The 18,871-nt window shown below is 57.7% G+C and carries 17 protein-coding genes and 2 tRNA genes; 1 reads left to right on the forward strand and 18 read right to left on the reverse strand.

The genetic code is table 11. The features are described from left to right. Positions 1 to 205 precede the first annotated feature (205 nt). Positions 206 to 281: transfer RNA gene (locus Q7U39_11310), tRNA-Thr, on the reverse strand. 114 nt (positions 282 to 395) lie between these two features. Next, on the reverse strand, positions 396 to 2,447 hold the full coding sequence (locus Q7U39_11315; GenBank protein MDO9118539.1) for a hypothetical protein: 2,052 nt from the start codon (positions 2,445 to 2,447) through the stop codon (positions 396 to 398). A 97-nt stretch (positions 2,448 to 2,544) separates the two neighbouring features. On the opposite strand from Q7U39_11315, the gene ubiA reads away from it, so the two are divergent. Then, positions 2,545 to 3,438 carry a 4-hydroxybenzoate octaprenyltransferase gene (gene ubiA / locus Q7U39_11320; GenBank protein MDO9118540.1) on the forward strand — a complete coding sequence of 298 codons (894 nt, stop codon included), beginning with the start codon at positions 2,545 to 2,547 and terminating at the stop codon, positions 3,436 to 3,438. A gap of 7 nt (positions 3,439 to 3,445) precedes the next feature. Here ubiA and Q7U39_11325 read toward each other — a convergent pair whose 3' ends face one another. The 16 genes from Q7U39_11325 to ispG all read right to left on the reverse strand — a co-directional run bounded on the left by Q7U39_11325 (position 3,446) and on the right by ispG (position 18,864). Beyond that, positions 3,446 to 4,465 carry a c-type cytochrome gene (locus Q7U39_11325; GenBank protein MDO9118541.1) on the reverse strand — a complete coding sequence of 340 codons (1,020 nt, stop codon included), beginning with the start codon at positions 4,463 to 4,465 and terminating at the stop codon, positions 3,446 to 3,448. Next, positions 4,462 to 5,301 carry an ethylbenzene dehydrogenase-related protein gene (locus Q7U39_11330; GenBank protein MDO9118542.1) on the reverse strand — a complete coding sequence of 280 codons (840 nt, stop codon included), beginning with the start codon at positions 5,299 to 5,301 and terminating at the stop codon, positions 4,462 to 4,464. The genes Q7U39_11325 and Q7U39_11330 overlap by 4 nt, the downstream gene beginning before the upstream one ends. 52 nt (positions 5,302 to 5,353) lie before the next feature. After that, positions 5,354 to 6,073, reverse strand: coding sequence for a cytochrome c (locus Q7U39_11335; protein MDO9118543.1), 720 nt, complete (start codon positions 6,071 to 6,073; stop codon positions 5,354 to 5,356). A gap of 9 nt (positions 6,074 to 6,082) precedes the next feature. Further along, on the reverse strand, positions 6,083 to 6,706 hold the full coding sequence (locus Q7U39_11340) for a cytochrome c (protein MDO9118544.1): 624 nt from the start codon (positions 6,704 to 6,706) through the stop codon (positions 6,083 to 6,085). A 27-nt stretch (positions 6,707 to 6,733) separates the two neighbouring features. After that, on the reverse strand, positions 6,734 to 8,590 hold the full coding sequence (locus Q7U39_11345; protein MDO9118545.1) for a cytochrome ubiquinol oxidase subunit I: 1,857 nt from the start codon (positions 8,588 to 8,590) through the stop codon (positions 6,734 to 6,736). Positions 8,591 to 8,616: 26 nt separating this feature from the next. Continuing rightward, complete coding sequence (locus Q7U39_11350) at positions 8,617 to 9,612, reverse strand: hypothetical protein (GenBank protein ID MDO9118546.1); 996 nt, start codon at positions 9,610 to 9,612, stop codon at positions 8,617 to 8,619. A 38-nt stretch (positions 9,613 to 9,650) separates the two neighbouring features. Continuing rightward, positions 9,651 to 10,763: a cytochrome bc complex cytochrome b subunit gene (locus Q7U39_11355; GenBank protein ID MDO9118547.1), complete on the reverse strand. Its 1,113-nt coding sequence runs from the start codon at positions 10,761 to 10,763 to the stop codon at positions 9,651 to 9,653. Positions 10,764 to 10,768: 5 nt separating this feature from the next. After that, positions 10,769 to 11,704 carry a ubiquinol-cytochrome c reductase iron-sulfur subunit gene (locus Q7U39_11360; GenBank protein MDO9118548.1) on the reverse strand — a complete coding sequence of 312 codons (936 nt, stop codon included), beginning with the start codon at positions 11,702 to 11,704 and terminating at the stop codon, positions 10,769 to 10,771. Beyond that, a complete protein-coding gene (locus Q7U39_11365; GenBank protein ID MDO9118549.1) occupies positions 11,704 to 12,510 on the reverse strand; it encodes a cytochrome c in 807 nt (268 codons plus the stop codon). The genes Q7U39_11360 and Q7U39_11365 overlap by 1 nt, the downstream gene beginning before the upstream one ends. A 50-nt stretch (positions 12,511 to 12,560) precedes the next feature. Continuing rightward, positions 12,561 to 14,264 (reverse strand): cytochrome ubiquinol oxidase subunit I, encoded by a 1,704-nt coding sequence (locus tag Q7U39_11370; GenBank protein ID MDO9118550.1) that lies wholly within the window; start codon positions 14,262 to 14,264, stop codon positions 12,561 to 12,563. Positions 14,265 to 14,299: 35 nt separating this feature from the next. Continuing rightward, positions 14,300 to 14,860 carry a c-type cytochrome gene (locus Q7U39_11375; protein MDO9118551.1) on the reverse strand — a complete coding sequence of 187 codons (561 nt, stop codon included), beginning with the start codon at positions 14,858 to 14,860 and terminating at the stop codon, positions 14,300 to 14,302. 207 nt (positions 14,861 to 15,067) lie between these two features. Next, the gene (locus tag Q7U39_11380) at positions 15,068 to 15,613 is read right to left on the reverse strand and encodes a hypothetical protein (GenBank protein ID MDO9118552.1); all 546 of its coding nucleotides are present in this window, start codon (positions 15,611 to 15,613) and stop codon (positions 15,068 to 15,070) included. Positions 15,614 to 15,872: 259 nt separating this feature from the next. Beyond that, entirely contained in the window at positions 15,873 to 16,268 is a 396-nt protein-coding gene (locus Q7U39_11385) for a hypothetical protein (GenBank protein MDO9118553.1), read from the reverse strand. A 19-nt stretch (positions 16,269 to 16,287) separates the two neighbouring features. Then, a complete protein-coding gene (gene hpnH, locus Q7U39_11390) occupies positions 16,288 to 17,304 on the reverse strand; it encodes an adenosyl-hopene transferase HpnH (GenBank protein ID MDO9118554.1) in 1,017 nt (338 codons plus the stop codon). A gap of 211 nt (positions 17,305 to 17,515) precedes the next feature. Then, positions 17,516 to 17,590, reverse strand: a tRNA-Cys gene (locus Q7U39_11395). 89 nt (positions 17,591 to 17,679) lie between these two features. Continuing rightward, a complete protein-coding gene (ispG, locus tag Q7U39_11400; GenBank protein ID MDO9118555.1) occupies positions 17,680 to 18,864 on the reverse strand; it encodes a flavodoxin-dependent (E)-4-hydroxy-3-methylbut-2-enyl-diphosphate synthase in 1,185 nt (394 codons plus the stop codon). Positions 18,865 to 18,871 lie beyond the last annotated feature (7 nt).

The raw sequence follows: 18,871 nt of genomic DNA on the forward strand, positions 1-18,871 counted from the left end.
CAGAAACGAAGAGAGTAGAAAGAGAAGGAAAGATGGAGCCGACGACCCGGATTGAACGGAGCAACCTGTCATCGGTTCGGCCCTGAAACCTGCCTCACCGATTCCTACAAAGGGGGTCAACCACCTTGTACGATCCCCACGAAGGGGGCGCACCCCCTTCGAATCCTCCGCAGTTCGCCCGTTCAATGATTTGGAGAGGAAAAGATGGAGCCGACGACCCGGATTGAACGGGCGACCTGCTGTTTACGAAACAGCTGCTCTACCAACTGAGCTACGTCGGCGATCCTGACCTGCGGCGATAGGCTCGGGCATCCTGTACGCTATCCCGCGAGCCCGACGCAATGATAGCGGCGCAACCTGCGGCCTGTCAACGAAGGAGCGCAGGTCTGTTGTATTTACTGCCCTGGCCCGACCCCCGCCGGCAACGAGGCGGGACTCTCTCCCGGTCCGGGAACTTCTTTCTTGACCGGCGCCACCGGCTTCGGATTGTTCCCTTTCGCCATGGGCTGGATCCGAACCAATGCCCCTTGGCCGGGAGCCGGCAAACAGACCGGCTGTTGACTACTCCCGATCTGCTCACTCGTCATGCGGGCGACTTCGCCGCGGGCGAACGCACAGAGTTCACCCGCCGCCACCGTCCCGTCGCGATCGAGATCGGCCGGTCCCTGCAGGCCCCGGAGCAGCTGATAGGTAAACAGTCCGTGCCGGCCTGGTTCAAAGGCCTGGGATTCTTGAAGTCCATTATTTCCGATCATCCACATCATTTTGGCGCTCGCGTCCGTCGCACCAACATCCCACACCGGAGCCGCGCCGGTGGCCGGATCGGCTCCGGCCGCATGTTCCAAAGAGACATCGAACATGAGGATGGCCCGCTGGATCGGCAGGCGCCCCAGCGCTTCTTGCAAGCGGCGGATGGAATACAGGCGGCCCGTCGACGCGGTCGTGCCGTCGTACGGCACCAGCGACACCGCGCCGGTGACCCCGTCGACCAGTGCCCGTCCGGCGACATAGACATACACCACCGTACTGGGATCGACACGCTTCGGCAGCCATTCATCGAACGTCTCGGCCAGATCCTGTTTGAGCCCGTGCCCGTCGGTCAACACCCGCACGCGGTCGGCCGGCAGCCCTGCGATGGATTGCAGGTAGGCGGCCATGACCTCGGCATCCCGGGCCGCAAATTTCACGGACGGCACCTGGGCCTCGCGGAAGCGGCCCACGCCGACTGCCACGACGACCGCTTTCTGCTGCTTGAGCGACGCCGTTCCCTTCGGCGGCTGATCGACGTCCATCGCCGCCTGAGTTCCGTCTGCCGGACTCGGCTTGATCAGGATGGTGAATTTCTTGACCGGCGGGATCTGGGCCAGGGGCGAGACGGATCGAAGTCCGAACAGCAATTCCCCACGCAGTGGTTCTTTCGCGCTGGTCATCGGTTTCGTCACGGTCACACGCTTGATTTCTCCCGGCAGGACATCGCCGACGGCCATGGTCGACGGAAGCTGGGCGGTCAGGACTCCGGTCCCTTCCACCAGGACCTCGACACCTTGGGCCTCGGTACGCCCTTCATTCTTCACTTCCACATCAACGGTCAGCGGCTCATCCGGCTGAAGAATGTGATCCCGGTTGTCATCCCGCAGGATGACCCGGAACGTGAGCATCGCCGAGGCCTCCCCCGCTTGATTCGACGGGATTGCGGCAGCGCTCTGGACAACCGGCAGCCTCTCACGGGATGCCTGCGCCGACGGCTCCACCGGCCGGGCAGACACAGCCGCGACATCGGATACGGTAGCGAGCGGCGTGGCGGAAACCGATGCGAGGGCCGGCCCGCGGCTCGGTTTGGCTCCGGCATATTCACGAATCTTGATCGAGTCGCTGATCTGTTTCGCTGCACCTTCGGCCACCAGATCGATCGCTTCTTTCACGACGGATTCCAGCCCGGTCACGTCGCACGACGTTTCCTGCACCTCGACCTCGCCGAGACCGGAACTTTGGAGCTTCTTCGTCCACAACGTCGAGCCATCGCCGGCCAGATACGCGACGTCGAGGCCGACGGTGACGGTGACCGGATAGGATTTCTTGATACGCCGGGGAATCGCCAGATCGATCTGCTTCAAGCCGACGGCCGCCTCAATGACGCCGTCTGACGATACGGCTTGATCCGTCACCACATGCTGAAATACCCGGCCCATCTTTTGTTGGAGCGCAGCCACTAAGGGACTGCCGATAGGCACTGTGGCTGCCGCTCCGCAGGCGTTTTGGTAGGTAATGGTCGACGTGGCCATCGAAGGGGGCACCCGCAAAACCGGCGAGAGCGCGATGGGGGCGATCCCCGCCAAGCCGTCGGCTCGTTTGAACCAGGAGCAGGCCGTCCCCGTGGTCAGCGCAATCCCCATGAGCAGGAGCCCGATGGAAGCACGGAACCAACCCGTCTGATGTCGTCGTAGCATCACTCGTTGCACCACTGTTTTATACAGAAATCGCAGGACCGTTCACAACTCAGATCACAAATTGACAGCTATTCCGTCCTCGGCTAAGGTCCCGCCCATGCCTGATCAACCGCAAGAGGTCCCCGCGATCCAAGCATCGGCCCCCTGGGAATCCGGGCTGCGCTTGATTCGATTCTACAATCAAACCGGCACCGCCCTCTTATTGCTGCCGACCTGTTGGGCGCTGGCCCTGGCAGAGCGTGGATTTCCATCGCCCAGGCTGCTCGCGATTTTTGTCGCCGGATCGTTTCTGATGCGCAGCGCCGGTGTCGTGCTGAACGATGTTGCCGATCAATCGTTCGATCGCCGAGTCGCGAGAACGAAAACCCGCCCGCTGGCCTCAGGAGAATTGACGAGACGGCAGGCCTTCGTCGTCCTCGCGATGCTCCTCTTCCCCGCGGCCGGTCTCTTGTGGCTGCTCAATCCGCTCACCCTGTGGCTCTCACCGACGGCCCTGCTCTTGGCCGCGCTGTACCCGTTTTCAAAGCGCGTCCTGCATATTCCTCAGGCGATGCTCGGCCTGGCGTTCGGCTGGGGCACGATCATGGCCTGGGCAGCCGCCAGAGGAACGCTTGAACCGACTGCGTGGACTGTCTTTGCCGCCACCATCGTCTGGGCGATCGCCTACGACACTATTTATGCCATTCAAGATCTGGAGGATGACCGGCGCATCGGCGTGAAATCGTCCGCGCTCTTCTTTGGCTCATCTCTCTGGCTCGCGGTCGGTCTGATGCTGGGCGTGATGCTGGTGCTCTTAATCGCAGCAGGCCTGCAGACCGGAATCGGCTGGCCCTACTTTCTGATGCTGGGCGCTGTGAGTGTATTTTTTGCGATGCAGACCAGAATCCTGCGCGGGGCGGTAACCCCGTCGCAGGCATTCCGAATGTTTCAGGCTCACGTGTGGGTCGGACTGGCGATCTTCGCCGGGCTGATCGCCGGATTCATCTGGTAAGCGCGGCTCAGCTCGCTGGCTTCTCTGCGACCAGTTCTTCTGCTTTGGGCGCGCGCATCGTGTTCAAGTACATGCTCACCGCTTTGGCATCTGCGTCGCTGAGGCCCAGAGCCGGCATCCTGGTTTCGGCCTTCATGGCCTGCGGGTTCTTCAACCAGCGATACACCCAGGTCGAATTGAGCCGGAAGCCCGCGCGGTCCAGAGCCGGACCCACTTTGCCGCCTTCGCCCGCCAAGCTGTGGCAACCGTTGCACCCGTACTTATTCTGATAGAGGCGCTTGCCCAGTTCGGCCTGCTGCGCTGCTTGCTCAGGGGTCATCGTCATGTCCGGGCGCGTGATATTCAGGCCTTTGCCTGGGCGAGTCCCGAAATTATTGAGCATAGCCTGCGCAGTATCGAGCGCCTTCTTGGCGACAACCATCGCGGTCTGCTCTTTCGCATAGGACGCTTCATCCACTTCCACGTCCTTCTTTGTAGCTTCGCTCTTTTTCTCGGCTTCCTCGCTGGCCTTCTTTTCAGCCGCTTCATAGGCCTGCTTGGACTGATCGAAACTGTCCTGGGCCGTCTTCAGCACATCGGTCAATTCTTTCTTGCGCTCTTCAACCTTGAACTCCAGCTTCATCCCGTGCAGCGTCCGCACATACCCGACGATCGCCCATATTTCATCCTCGGACAATGTGTACTTGAAGGTGGGCATCGTCGGCACGGCGAAGTCGTCGTCGCCGATCTTATCTCCACCCGGGCTGGTGTCCTTCATGTCGCGGGAGATCGTATTGAAAATATCCTCGTCTTTGAAGGTGCTCATTTCTGATTTATTCGAAAGATCTTTCGGCTTGGGATCCGGCATAGATGACCAGTTGAAGCCTTCGTTCTGCCGCCCGCTCTCGCCGTGACAATGCATGCAGTAGTGGGTATAGAGTTCATGCCCCTTCTTCTGCTGCTCACTGGCACATCCGCCTGCGGTCATGGCCCAGATTCCAATCAGGCCGGCGACCGCGCCTATGACTTGTAGCCTTGCCGCCTTCATGCTGCCTGTCCTTTCTTCAATTTTCTGATCAGGACAAACTGGAACCCCAGCGCCAGGGCCGCCGCGAAGGCCGCATAGTAGTAGCCGGAGTAATCCGGCGGCGCTTCTGCACGGAAATACCACCAGGAAGACACGGCCTTCTGAGAGCCCTTTTCGACCAGGTCGCCTGATCCGTCTTTCCGTCCATCCCAGACCGCGAATGCGATATTGATAAATCCGCCTAGAGCAAGCTGGGTATCTTCGGCCGAATGCTCGGTGGCCAACGGCCTCGTGAAGACCACTTTCCAGGTCCCGTTCGAGAACGCTCCGGTGGCTTTCACGTCTTGATGTGTTTGGACCTTCAGCGTCCCAAATCCCTGGGCGTTCATATCCACGCCCTTCTTGTCCTTGTTCTTCCAATACCAAATGTTGACCGGGCCGCCTTCGACTTGCGCCATCGGCTGACCATGGGCGAAGTGGGCCTTTTTGTCGCCGACCATAAATTCGATCGCGGCGGCATCATCAGGGTCCTCCGTCGGATCGGCATATTCCAACAAGATCGCCACTTGCGTGCCGTCATGCAGCGCCCGCACGGAGAGATCCTTGACGGTGGTTTCCAGGATACGGTTTGGCCAGTGCACTTGCGGGGACATCGGGAATTTCGCCGGTTTGGCCGTACTCCAGATAGCCGCATTGGGATCGTCAACGGGAAGGGTGCCCTTGACCATCGGAGCGCTCACGGACACGCTCTCGCTTTCCTGCGCCAAGCTTGGAGCCGCTCCGGACAGAATAAGAGCCGTCGCTGCGACCGCTCCAACTCCGCTCACCCATTGTCTGATCTGATTCGCCGGTTTCATACGGGCCTCGTATTCGATTCACAGAAGGACAACGACCGATCGTCGCCTCGCATTATTCCCACGTTCTCGGTGATTGATGGGCGCCATCGTACTCACCCATGATGATCTTCCAGATCCACTCATCCGGCAACTCCACTTCCCAGCGTGGCATCGCCGACTTCCAGGGCATGCCCTCGATCGGGAGGCCGACGCCCCCCTTCTTGATCCGCCAGAACAGATAGCTTTCCTGCAACATGGCGATCGTTGTGGGATCGGAGAAATTGGCGGGGGGGGGATTGAAGCCTCGGGCTGCGGGCCCTTTGCCGTCAAACTTGCCGCCGTGGCAGGGAGAACAGAACGCGGCGTAGAAACCTTTTCCCTGCATAATATTTTCCGGCGATTTCGCAACCGGATTCGACAGACCCGTATATTCTCCTGGAGGAGCGGGATGGATCGTCCGGTTTTCAGCGGGCGGGGCGTCGCTCGTGGCCGTACTGCCGTAGGTCTGCCAACCGACCAGCAACGGGAAGAGAATCAAGAATCCGTAACGGGCCGCGCTCATCGCGCCGATGTTCTCGCCTGTCAAAAAGTTCAGAATCGGAGCGAAGAAGGCATCCTTCGACTCACGGCTCAATGTCTTAAATACGACGATCCCGGTCGTCGTGAGCATCAGATACAGAAAAATCAGGCTGGACGGCAAGGGTGCGGATCCTGGAAGATTCGGGACCACAAACTTTAAAAACGCATACATCGCGAGAATCAGAAGCACTGGCTTTGCGAGGGAGCCGCCCATATCCCCTCCTTACTTCGCTTGCGCGATCGTCACGGTTTCAGCTTGAGCCGCCTTCACGGGAGCCGCCGGGGCCGCCCCGGGCATTTCCAGTTCCGACGGATTCACCGAGATCGGTTCCCCGCTCATCTGCTGCAGGAACGCGATCACGGAGAGAATTTCGTTCTTCGACAGTCCGATGGGATTCTTATTGATATAGGGCATCCTGGCCGGATATTCCTTCGGCAGTCCCTCGTGGCGATAATCGAGATAGACGTAGGCCTGGGGCTGAGTCAAACTTTCGAAGATGAATTCCCGGCTCAGTTTCGCCCCGATGCCTTTGAGGTCGGGACAGCGGGCAGACTCGCTCGGGCCGATGGTATGGCAGAGCGCGCACTGGCCCTTACTGAAGAAAATCTTCTGGCCAATCGATGCCATATCGGCCGGCGTCTTGATACTGGCGATGTCGATGCTTTCTTCAGCCGGCGGCAATGAGGCCATCTGCGGGACGGCCAAGGCGACCAACGAGAAGAGGCCGAGGACGATGGCCACAAATCCCATGACCCGCAGAAATTGCGAGCGGATAAAGAGCAGAATAAGGACGCCGCTTCCGATGACGGAAAGGCCGATCAGCTGCAATTTGACGACTTCACTCATAGGACTCCTCTGAGCAAGACGATCCGGTTAGATCTGCTTGTCCAATGTTTGAGAGCCACCTGCCATAGCCGGCAATGCCCCGTGGCTGTCGCCACTCTTTTCTGTGCCGCCATGTGTATTCTTCGCTTTATCCCCCATGGTCGCCACCCAGAAAATGAACGCCACGATCAGGCAGAACATGAATGTATTCGCCGCCATCAGAGCCGCCGCGTAACCCAGCGCAGGAGAGAACGCGTATTGCGAAGAGTCTCTCATGACGCCATACACGTGCCAATGCACGCGGGACGATGACCGGGCGTAACCCATCAAGGTCATCAAGAGAATAACCATGATGGCGTTCAGCACCAATGCATAACCGGCGCGCGGGGGCATCCGACCCCACACCATTTCCGTCGTGGTTTTCGCACTTTTCAGCAGGAGCGCCGTCAACGGGGTGATGGTGACCATGACAAAGATGACGAGCAACACCTGCGAGGTCGAGAAGTAGTTAATGCGGACGATGGCCGGGACGAAGTAACCCCAGACGCCCAGCACCACGACGACGATACCGGCAATGATGAGGACCGCACCCATTACGGCATTTGCCAGTTTCGCCCAGGTGGCGGTGTCTTCCTTGCCGGCTCTCCAGTACATGATGAAGCTCATGAAGGTGACAAGAATCATGAGATTCGACACCGTCATCTTGGCCGACATGACACCGAAAACCCCGAGCAGGGGATGATGCGTGCCTCCCATCTTTCGAGCCTCTTCCAGACTCGCCACGAGGGAGTGCGGCGTCATCCAGACACCGAGACACAGGAGCAGAATGACGAGCATGGCCAGAATCGGCCTGCGGTACCGCAGTTCCGATCCCGGAATACGATGCGTGATCCCCATCCAGAAATAGTAGTTCGATCCGATGAACAGCACGCCGATCAACATTGCCTGCAGAATGAACAGCCAGGATAGGAATCCACCCATGAGGGTGATGCCCATCTGCTGGTTGTACTGATAGATTTCGCGCATCAGCCAATAGCCGGCGAAAGGCAACGGGAGAAGACCGAACACGCCGATGAAATTACCGACGTAGCCCATCCAATCGTAATGCTCGCGTTCTTCCGGGGTCCGCGCAGAGAGATACCGGATGCCGGCATAGGCACCGCAGATATAGCCTCCGAGCACGACGTTGGCGATCAGCCGGTGAATATTGACCGGCCACCATGTGGGATTCCACGTCGCGGCCCAGGCCCGTGCCATATCCGAACCTTCAGCAATGACGACAGGACTCGCCTGGAACGTCGCCCAGGAGTTCGGGATAATCATGATGAAGAACGCAAAGACGTTCAGCAGGAAACCCAGCACCAAGTGAAAGACCTTGCTGCGGCCTTCCGACATGGCATCCCACCCGTACCAGTACATATAGAGCGTCGCGGTCTCGAGCAGGAACAGTGCGCAATAGACCATGAACGAGGGAAAGAAGATGTCGCTGAGATAGGCCATCAGCTTGGGATAGGCGCCGATGAGGATGAACAACAGAATGCCGCCGAACAGGGCGGTGGTCGAATAGGCGGAACTCAGAAGCTTGGTAAATTCTTTGGCCAGCTTGTCGTAGCGCTTTTCGCCGCTCTTCCAGCCCACCACTTCGCACAACCACGCAAAAATCGGGACGCCGAGCACGAAGCCCGCGAGCAGGAGATGCAGCTGCGCGACGATCCACACCAGGTTCCGGCTGCCGATACCGGGCACGTCACGATAGGCCACGGCCGATGCACCGCCAGAATCCGCCGCCAACCCGACCACCGGAGCGGCAAGCACTCCCAGGGTCGCCACGAAGGCAGCCACTGCAGCAGGCGATTCGGTGAAGAACCGAATAAGCCGTTCAATCATTCCAGGCCGTTGCATCATGGATATCACCTCTCCGTCGCCCAGTCTTAGGGTGTTGCTGGAGCCTTCACCGGTGCCTTAGCATCAGCGGGCTTGGCCTTGCCGGCCTTCCCCTTGTCTTTTTCTTTCGCTGCCTCTTCTTCGGCTTTCTGTTTTTCGATCGCCTCAACCTGCGCTGCGAGCTGAGCCACATGCTTCTCGGCCTTGTTGAGGGTATCAACGGGCTTGTAGAGCGGCGCGGCTTTGACTTCCGGCTTTTTGCAGCATTCATGCGGATGGGGCGTACTGACCGGCAGTCCGGACCAAAACAGCATCGAGAGCACGAGGCCCACCAGCGTGGTGGCCGTCAGCATCAGCCCTTGATCGGCCGGCACACGCATCAAATCCCACCGCGTGACCAATGCTTGATAATCTCCCGATGCGGGTCCAGCACTCTGCGCCGCGCTCCGGATCACACGACCGACGAGAGACACGCCCAGCAGCATCATGACGATCAGAACGGTGATAGAGACGCCGCCCCAGAGGGTGAGTTCGATCCCGATCTTTTCGGCGACGGGAACCGCTTTCAGCATCTCGGTTTCAAAGAGACCATGGGACAATTCAATGGACGTCTGGGTGGCGAAGCTCACCACGATCCACAAGATCGGCATGAAGAACGCGCCCACGAAGGCGGTCTTGAGCCACAGGGATAAGCCGAGTCCATCCGGCGGTTCTTTGCGGAGCTTCTCAAGGAATAACGTTCTGGCTACGACGCCGGTCGCCCAAATATCGATGGGGATGCAAATCAGGAAGAGCAACGCAATCCCCGCGCCTTCCCCGAGATGCGGCTCAGCCACCATCGCGAGAATCGGCATGGCAAAGACGGTCACGGGGCTGGCGAGATACATCAGACACGCCAGGCCGATGCGGGCCTCAAAATGAATCAGGCCCAACGCCATAAACAGAAGACAAATGCCAATCTTGATTGGGAACCCGGTCCAACAGGTGGACCAGAGGACGTTCAATCCAAGCTTCACAGGGGACGGTAATTCTCGCTCGGTCATAGTTTCATCTGGGGCGCGGTTCACGTCGCCCCGCTCAACTAGTCCAAAAATTCCCGGTTGATAATGGCGGCCACGGTAAAGAGAAGAATCATCGCCATCACGACAATCCAGCCGATCAGCGCGATGGGGCGCTTGAAAATATTCCGCTCCGGATCTTTGTCGATGAAGGGCAGCGCGGCCAGCAAGGCCATAAACGCGCCAGGCAGAGCCATGGCGCCCACGAACTGCCCGAACTCGCCACCAAACATTTTAAGCCGCAGCAATTGGAACAGGAACAGGAAGTACCACTCCGGCTCAGGATGATAGTCGCCAGGATCCGGCGTCGCTTCCTCAAGGAGCACCACCGGCTCCCAGAACGCCAACGCGCAGATAGTGAAGAACACCGTGATCATCCCGACGATATCTTTCCAGATTTGGCGCGGGAAGAAATAGTCGGTCTTCGCCTTGATCTCTTCCGGAGTGCCACGGAACGGTCCGGCTGGACCTGCGGCCCTAAACAAGAAAATATGCAACCCGGCAAGACCCATCAAGGCCGCCGGCAGAATCATCACGTGGATGACAAAAAAGCGACTGAGCGTCATCTGTCCGGGAATCGCCCCGCCCTTGAGGAAGCGGGCCATGAAATCTCCGATGACCGGAGTCTTATCCATGATCTCGACGCCGACCGTCGTCGCCCAATAGGCGCGCTGGTCCCATGGAAGCAAATAACCGGTAAACCCGAAGCCCATGACGATTCCAAAAAGGGCCAGACCGACCAGCCAGATCAATTCGCGAGGACTCTTGTAGGCGCCCCAGAGAAAGACCTGCGACATATGCGCAAACACACAGACCACCATCGCGGTCGAACCCCAGAAATGGTAGCTAAGGAGGAACCACCCGTAATCGACTTCGTGAATGATGTATTGCGTGCTGGCAAACGCGTGGTCGGCGGTGGGCACATAGTAGAACATCAGCAGAATGCCGGTGACGGCCTGCATGATGAAAATGAACAACAGGATGGAGCCGAAGACGTAGGCCCAACGGGAGCCGCCGGGTACCGGCTCGTTGAGCATCTTCGCTTGAATCGTCTTAAGGCCGACCCGCTCGTCGACAAAGGCAATGACCTTTTCGAGTGCGGTGAGCTCAGTTGAAGAGGACGGTGTCTGTTGCATAGTGATCAGATGATCCGGATTTGAGTTTTAGTACCGGCCTTGAATTCCATATCGATGATTTCGACTTCGCCCGTGGCGGACACCTTAATGGGAAGGGCGTCAAGGGCACGCGGCGCCGGTCCGTCGAGCACCTTGCCGGACGCGTCATAGATGCTCAAATGGCAGGGACATAGGAAGACCTGCCCCAATACTTTGTGCTGCCGCCATTTATACCCGCACCCGAGGTGCGGACATTTCCCGGAAAACGCGACGAAGGGGAAATCTTTCTTATTTGTCCAGACCGTCTTCCCGAAGGCATCCTTAAATTCCATGTCCTTGCCCTGATAGACCTTCTCCAGGACGGCAGGTGTCACCTTCAACACCCAGACGTTTTTCTCGATCTCGGACTCGGGCATGTAGGCTTCTTTGACTTTGCGCTTATACTTGAACTGGACGCCGATATCGTCTTGCTTGATCTTGCTGACATTGCCGATCTTGAGCCATCCGTTGTCGAACGGTGAATACATCGGCTTCATGAGATAGCGCAGAACCGGAAAGGCAATCGGCAACCCGATCAGAAAGCCGATGACGTGGGTAAAGTTCATGAAGAACGTGCGGCGCTTGACGCTCTTCTCCAACTCGGGGAACGGAACCAGCACCTCACCCGGCATGACATGCACACGCTCTTCAAGATGCGCGATCTCGACCTCATGGGTCGTCACGTAGTCGTCACGCTTGAACGGCGGCAGTTCGAGGATATCGCCGGCAGCCGCGCGCAGCTCAACAAGACTGTCGGTCACCGACTGCACGAACGTCATGGCGATCTGCCGCTCCCCGCTGCCATTCATCGAGACGACGATATGGCTGATCTCATGGGAAAGCGGATCGACGATGACTTTCGAGATTTCCCCGATTTCACGGTCCGTCGCGCGGACTTTTGTTTTAAGTTTCGGCTGCATCATTACTTCATCTTGATGGGTTTCGGTGTATTGACTGACGTGTTCTTGAACGTCGCGAGCCAGGCCGCCAAGGCCTGCACATCTTTGAGCTCCATCAGATCCTTGTACTTATCCGGCATCTTGCCCTTGTCATACTCCGCATCGAATCCTTCGGCCTTGTAAGACTTGGGATCAAGAATCTTCTTGGTGATTTCTTCCTGCGGCAAGAGCGTCCCGATGTTATCGAGTTCCGGTCCGCGCTTCTTTCCACCCTCACCCTTCAGCTTGTGGCAGTTGTAGCATTCCTGGAGCTGCCATTGCTCTTCGCCGATCTTCAGAACATCGCCCCCTGACGCTCCGGCAGAAGCAGGAGCCGCCGCAGCCGCCCCGGCCTCTTGACCGGCGGCACCCTGCACGGTTCCCAACGCCTTAATCCGTTCCGTCAATTCCTTGGCCTTGAGATCCAGCTCCTTGGTGCGGGCAATGACTTCATCGGCCTTCCAGGGATCGAGAATGTTAGGCTTCCCCTTCAGGATCTTGACGATCTTCCCTTTTTCGTCTTCCGGATCGTATTGCGGCCAGAGTGACGCGCCGGCAATGAATACCGTGCAGAGGATGGCATAAAACACTAAGAGAGAAACCAGTGCCTTGCCGCCGCTCATCACCTTCATGGTCGGTGCATCGAGAATCAAGAACACAACGGTGCCGAGCACCGCATAGCCAAAGAACAGCCATCGGAAGACGGGAGGAAATTCTAATGTCATCGTGGCCACCCACAGTCCGGCCCCGATCACTAATCCGACGATGATCTTAATGATTGCCTTGCCCATAGTGCTCCTCGTACTAAGTCGCTATGAATGCACCAGGATAAATCTGAACCCTACTTCGCTCCAGCCGGAACCGGACTGCCCTCAGGCGCATGCTCCTTCGGATGCGACGCACGCAACGTCACCAGAATCGCAAAACTTACCACGGCGTAGAACACCACGGTAATCCCCGTGATGTACCAAGCTGAATAGGCCAGCGTCGGCGTAAAGGACTCCGCCGTAAAGTCCGGCAGCAAGTTATATGTGTGGAAGTATTTTCGCAGGAGCGAACGAACCGCCCCCATCAGCCCCATCGTCCAGATTGCGCTGAACGCGAGGAAAATCAGAACGAATTGCGAGGCATAATCGATCTTGCCCCAGACGATGGTCCCTTGCGTCACGGCTCGATTGTAGATGATGTAATTGACCACCGTGACGAAGACGAGCGTGAAGGCCGCTGAATTCTTCGCCGGCATCAAGGCCAGAAAATTCCAATCGGACGGCAATTCCAATTCTGCAACCAGCTTGGCGCCGGTCGGGGCAAACCCGTGCGGCGTGAGCCAGATCGCGTTGCCCACCACCACCATCAGGAAACCGATCTTGATGACCGTCCGCGAGGAGACCGTGATCGGGATAAAGCGACCGAGAATGGCCGGCGCCAACAACATCGGCAAGAGGAACATCAGCGACTTGGGATCGGGCGCCGGATAATCCGTCAACACCTTGGTCATGACCAAGGGAAGCGCGATCATCACGATCGGGGCTATAATGGTCATACGAACCTTCTCGACGCCCTCGATGCGCTTCATACTGAGCCAGATGTAATAGTTACTGGCCAGGAAGATGAGCCCGATCATCGCCCCCTGCATCTCAAAGAACATCGACAACTGGTCCGCCATCATGTACGGACAGATGGACGCATCGTAGTCGCACAGCTCATAGGCTAACAGATAGCCCATGAACGGGAGGAACAAGAGCGCACCCACACCGATCATATTGCCGACGAAGCCCATCCAATCGTAATAGGCCCGCTCTTCATCCTTCGTCGCCCCCATGTACATGTACGCGGCGATCAGGCCGGCCACAAAGCCGCCGAAGGTCACATTCCCAACCAGCCGGTGCATATTGAGCGGCATCCAACTGTAGTTGAACATTTTGTCCCAGATGCTGGCAGTCGCCAGGAATTCAACGGGAGAGACACCCTCGGCTTTCACCGGCGTGTTCATGAAGGAGGTAGGGCCATCGATTACAAAGAGCGTAATGGATCCGATCAGGTTCAACAGAACTCCGAGCGCGATATGCCGGGCCTTCTTATTCCCCTTCCACGAATCCCACGTATAGAAATACATATAGAGAACAAACGTCTCGCCGATGAACAACAGTGGATAGATGACGGCGAAGACGATAAAGAAGTGATTGATCAGCCACGTCGTGAATTGCGGATAGGTCGCCAGCAACACGAAAATGAACAGACCACCGGTCAACGCGGTCATACTGTACAGAATAACCGTGACCTTCGTGACCTCTTTTGCCAATCGATCATAACGGGGATCCTGTTTCCGGTATCCCAGCCACTCCGAGATGACCACGAAAATGGGCGCCCCGAGAATGAATCCTGCGAACAGGATGTGGAGCTGAGCGACGATCCAGACAGCTGTCCGATTCCCGGTATAAGGGAATTCAACCGGCGGCGTACCAGGTGCCTGTGCATAGGCCGTCCCGCCAAACAGCGCTAGAAGCGCAATGAGAGCCATGAGACTGCGCTGCCATGTTTTCATGATGCCTCGCCGCTCCTCCTCACAAGAGTGAAATCTTACTTGCCTGCCGGAGCCGGGGCAGCCGGCGCTGCCTCAGGTGCCGCCGCTGGCGCTGCCGCCGCAGGAGCCGTCGACACGGCCGCCGCATCGACCCACGCCTTCTTACCTTCATCCCAACCCTTGCCGGCCAATCCGAAGTTGCGCTCATACAATACGAGCTTCCAACGGTCTTCGTCCGACAATTTGCTCTTCCAGGCCTTCATCTTGGTGTTCGGCACGCCTTCCGAAATGCGCCAGAACCACACGGCATCCGAGTACAGCTTCATCCGGTCGCCGACGCGGAAATCGCGGGCGCCCGCCTTGACCGGCTTGCCGTCCTTGCCATGACAGCTGGCGCAATTCACGTCAGGATTCGTCTCGCCGATGAAAAGCTTCCGGCCCTCTTCCATCTTTGCCGCATCCGCCCACCAGCCGGCAGGCATGTGCTTATCGGCATACTCAGCAGGGGCAGGAGGAGGAGGAACGACCGGGCCTTCACCACCACCCTCGCCTCCGCCGCAAGCAGCCACCGTCATACCCAAACCCAACACCATCATCAGATGCCACGACATTTTCATATGCTTTCCTCCACTCCTTTTCTACGCCCGACAATGCATTTCAAGACCGACACATTCATCTTCAAGGCAGAAAAAAACGCCTCCGCAAGGGGCCGACCCTTACAAAAGCGCTACTCTGCGTTCACCAAAAAACCACAGCTATTCATGCCCCAACATCTCTGGCCTTCTACCCCGGCGAGCGCCCCACTCCGCTCCCGGACCGGCCGATTACTTTTTCCGCTTACCCTGCCCCTTCTCTCGCCTTCCGTCTTGCTTGCGCTGAGACCGAACGACTTTCACGCCAACCAAGAGAGCCACCAACCCGCCGACCACCCCAAGCACCACCCACAACCATGTTGGAGGCGCCGAACGATCACGAACACAACCGGATCCGAAATTGACCTGGATCCTTCGCTCACTCTCAAGATCCTTCGGATCGAACTGAATCTTATGGTGCTGCTGCTCGCCCTTTACCTCAACCAGAAGCGGATCACCCAGGTTGTCATTATGCAGGTGAAACGCTGCCTTATAGTACCCTCCGTCATCCGTTGTGACGGTCTGCCCATAAGAAATTCTCGTATCCTTGACTAAGACTTCCGTATTGGCGCTCGGCGTCCCATCGGCCTTACACACGAACCCTTCAACCGTATACCGATGGTCGGCTTCATGGGTAGCGTACAGAATGGTTGGATGTGTAACGAAGACCCAGATGCCGGCCGTGGCGACAACGATGATCCACCGAAAGCCAGACTTCCTTCTTGGTTTCCACTCCACTCGTCCGTGCCAATCCCCTTATTCCGGTTCATCCCATGACACGCGACGACTTGTAGAATATCGTCGAATGCGCCAGCCAGTTTTAAGGCCGATTCTTGTAACATAGCCCCTATTCTTTGTCAATTGCGATGGAAGGAAGAAAGGCCCTGAACAAGAGGGAAACGCGTGTTTTGGCACACTCAAACGAAGACGATATTTTCAGAGGAGGCGCGGGGGGAAATATCCGCGCTGGAAGGGATGAAAACACAACGGCGAGAGCCTAGAGATGCCCGCGGGCGCGGGCATCCTGTGCGATCCGGTCAGCCTCGGCTTTCCGCTCCGACTCTTTTTTCGCAACCCAGCTCTCCCAGGAGTTGCCTGACGCCGTGTCTTCTCCGGAAAAGGCCACCGATACGACATCTGCATACCGAATCACCTGCACTCCAGAATCACCCTCGGGAAACACTTCAAACGTCGAGTCCTGCCCCTTTACCGTCCGATTGAAAAGATAACCGGTCACGTGCTGGCCCGATCGAAGCGTCACCGTCACATCTCCGCGATAGTCGAACGCCAACTCAATCGCCTCTGCAAGCTCTGCAAACGAGTGCGGAGCAAACTGTCGCCCCTGCAAGGAGCTGGCGGATCCCGGCGCACTGTGGTTCTTCGTATCAGTCATGCGACTCGCGCTCCCCTGTTCAGCGGCTGGTAGGCAAGAGGGTCAATTTCACGGTTCGACCGAACCCGGACACCGTCCCGAAGGTATCTTCGACCGCCGAGGCTTCGTATCCGCAATGCACCATGCAGTCCGCGCACTTTTCATTCCGACCGGTTCCGTACTGATCCCATGCCGTGTCCGCCATCAACTCGCGGAAGGTCTTTGTGTAGCCTTCTTGCAGCAAGTAACAGGGCTTCTGCCACCCGAACACGTTATACGTTGGATTGCCCCACGGAGTGCATTGGTACTCCCGCTTCCCCATCAGAAAGTCCAGGAACAGCGGCGATTGATTGAACTGCCAGCCCCGCTTGGGGCTGCCGAGAATACGAGAAAAGAGCTCTCGCGTACGTTCACGCTTGAGGAAGTGCTGCTGATCAGGCGCTTTTTGATAGCTGTAGCCCGGGGAAATCATCATCCCTTCGACCCCCAGCGCCATCATTTCATCGAAAAACTTCCGGACACGCTCGGGATTGGCATCATCGAATAATGTCGTATTGGTCGTGACGCGATGGCCGCGCTTCAACGCTTCCTTGATGGCCCGCACAGCAACGTCATAGACCCCGTCGCGACACACCGCCAAATCGTGTTCATCCTTCAATCCATCCATGTGCACACTGAAGGTCAGAAACTTCGATGGTTTGTATTCATCCAGCTTCCGTTCCATCAAAATGGCGTTCGTGCAGAGATACACATACCGCTCCTGCGCCACCAGGCCCTCGACAATCTTGGCCATCTTGGGATGGATGAGCGGCTCCCCGCCTGGGATACTGACGATCGGCGCCCCGCATTCCTCGGCCGCCGCCCAGCATTGCTCGGGGGTCAAATGCTTATCGAGCACATGATCGGGATATTGGATTTTCCCGCACCCGGCACAGGCCAAGTTGCAGCGAAACAACGGCTCCAGCATGAGGACGAGCGGATAGCGCTTCACGCGCTTCACCTTCTGCGTGAGCACATACTTCGTGACTGTATACATCTGGGACAGCGGTACGGCCATTCCCTGCTCCTTCCGATGAAGTTATATAGTGGACGGCTGGTGATCGCAGCCGGACATGGAAGCATCCAAAAATTCAGCGAATTCTAACACCTGCAAAAAACTCAGTCAATTTCGGCCCAGCCAGAGCGCCATGCGGGCCCTCACTCGACTGACAGACGCTGTAACACCGTACCGGGTACACGCGACAAAACTGAATGGACAGGTGTGAAATTGGAGGCGCCGAGCGGGTTCGAACCGCTGCATCGCAGTTTTGCAGACTGCTCCCTTACCACTTGGGTACGGCGCCTCACGAAGGTGCGCATTATAGCGGCCCTTCATCCGGTATCTCAACAACCGTTTTAGAAGGAGATCGTTGCCGGGGCGTGCAAAATCGCCCTAGCGATTAGGCAGGACGGGAATCTCTTTACCCAGCGTCGTCGATTGCGAGGGATCCGGCCCCAACGACTCCCATCCCTCATTAGAAGGGGAAGCGACAACCTCCCCGCTCGCCTCAGCCTCTTTTTCTTTTGCGAGAAGCTCCACTTCTTCGATCAGCGTATCCATCAGCTCTTCGATAGGAACCTTGCGAACGAGCTTGCCCTTCTTAAACAGAATTCCTTTGCCTTCGCCGCCGGCCACCCCGATATCCGCTTCCTTGCCTTCGCCGATTCCATTCACGACGCACCCGAGTACCGACACATTGAGTGGTGTCTTGATATGGCCAAGTTTCTTTTCGAGTTCATTGGCCATCTTCACCACATCGATCTCGACGCGGCCACAGGTCGGACAGGCGATCACATTAATTCCGCGATGACGCAGCTCCAGCGATTTCAAAATCTCAAAACCGACCTTGACTTCCTCGACAGGATCCGCCGCGAGGGACACCCGCAACGTATCGCCGATGCCTTGCGAGAGCAGATAACCAAGCCCCATGGCCGACTTGACGGCACCGGTCATCGCCGTCCCGGCTTCAGTGATGCCGATATGGAGCGGGTAATTGGATTGATGGGCAAACAGCCAGTAGGCATCAATGGCGTGATGCACATCGGAGGCCTTCAGCGACACTTTCATGTTGGTGAAGCCAACGTCCTCCAACGCATGGACCGCATTCAGTGCAGATTCAGCGAGAGCTTCCGGCGAAGGCCACCCATACTTGTCGAGCAGGTGACGCTCCAACGAGCCGCCGTTGACCCCGACACGCAACGGAATGCCTCGCTCATTCACGGCCTTGATGACTTCTTCGACTTTCCACCATGCCCCGATGTTACCCGGATTGATGCGCACGCAATCCACGACTTCTGCGGCCTTGAGTGCCAGCCGGTGATCGAAGTGAATGTCGGCGATCAACGGGACGGTCATCGCCGCCTTGATTTTCGGGAGAGCCGCAGCCGCCTCATCATCCGGCACCGCGACACGAATCACTTCACAGCCGGCCGTTTCAAGCTGACGAATTTGCTCAACCGTCGCAGCGACATCGCGGGTATCGGTCGAGCACATCGACTGAACAGATATCGGGGCGTCTCCCCCGATCTTGAGCGAGCCAACCTTGATCTGCCGAGTTTTTCGTCTGGCTATATGCATGGTGTGA

The organism is Nitrospira sp. (assembly GCA_030653545.1).
Classification (GTDB): Bacteria; Nitrospirota; Nitrospiria; order Nitrospirales; family Nitrospiraceae; genus Nitrospira_D.